This is a genomic window from Parazoarcus sp. PS-13 R2A (assembly GCF_057621855.1).
Genome location: NZ_JBYEXN010000053.1, coordinates 1 through 1,276 on the forward strand (window position 1 = coordinate 1; position 1,276 = coordinate 1,276).

Annotated in this window: 1 protein-coding gene; it reads right to left on the minus strand. The window is 66.7% G+C overall.

The genetic code is table 11. The annotated features are described in order from the left end of the window. Window position 1: 1 nt before the first annotated feature. The coding region (locus AC22G6_RS21765; protein ID WP_487368497.1) for an NAD-dependent succinate-semialdehyde dehydrogenase at window positions 2-1,276 on the minus strand (1,275 nt) is incomplete at its 5' end.

The following is a 1,276-nucleotide window of genomic DNA, read 5'->3' on the forward strand; positions in this document are numbered from 1 at the left end:
CTTACTGCACGCCGCCCATGCACAGGTATTTGATCTCGAGGTAATCCTCGATGCCGTACTTGGAACCTTCGCGTCCGAGACCGGAGGACTTCACGCCGCCGAAGGGGGCGACCTCGGTGGAGATGATCCCGGTGTTGATGCCGACGATGCCGTACTCAAGGGCACCGGAGACGCGCCACACGCGGTTCATGCCGGCGGCGTAGAAGTAGGCGGCCAGACCGAACTCGGTGTCGTTGGCCATGCGGATGGCCTCGGCCTCATCCTTGAAGCGGAACAGCGGGGCGACGGGGCCGAAGGTCTCTTCCTTCGCCACTTTCATGGCCGGGGTTACGTCGGCAAGGATGGTGGGCTCGAAGAAGGTGTGGCCGAGCGCATGGCGCTTGCCGCCGGTCATCAGGCGTGCGCCCTTGGACAGTGCGTCGGCGATGTGCTCTTCGACTTTCTCGACCGCGTTCATGTCGATCAGCGGGCCCTGGGTGGTGCCGGCCTCCAGCCCGTTGCCAACCTTGAGCTTGGCCACGGCGGCGGCGAGCTTCTCGGCGAAGGCGTCATACACGCCGTCCTGCACCAGCAGGCGGTTAGCGCACACGCAGGTCTGGCCGCTGTTGCGGTACTTGGAGGCGAGCGCCCCTTCGACGGCGGCGTCGAGGTCGGCGTCGTCAAAGACGATGAAGGGCGCGTTGCCGCCGAGCTCGAGCGAGAGCTTCTTGATCGTGGGCGCACACTGGGCGGCGAGCTTGATGCCGATCTCGGTGGAGCCGGTAAAGGTGAGCTTGCGCACGATGGGGTTGGCGGTGAGTTCGCCGCCGATCTCGCCGGCCGAGCCGGTGACCACGCTGAACACGCCCTTCGGAATGCCGGCGCGCTCGGCGAGCACGGCCAGCGCCAGTGCGGACAGCGGGGTCTGGCTGGCGGGCTTGAGCACCATGGTGCAACCGGCGGCCAGCGCCGGTCCGGCCTTGCGGGTGATCATCGCGGAGGGGAAGTTCCACGGCGTGATCGCGGCGCACACACCGATCGGCTCCTTGGTGACGACGATGCGCTTGTCGGGCTGATGACCGGGGATCACGTCACCGTAGATGCGCTTGCCCTCTTCGGCAAACCACTCGATGAAGGAGGCGGCATAGCCGATCTCGCCCTTGGCCTCGGTAAGCGACTTGCCCTGCTCGGAGGTCATCAGCACGGCGAGGTCGTCCTGGTGCTCGAGCAGCAGCTCGAACCAGCGGCGCAGGATCTTGGAGCGCGCGCCAGCGGTGAGGCTGCGCCATGCGGGCCA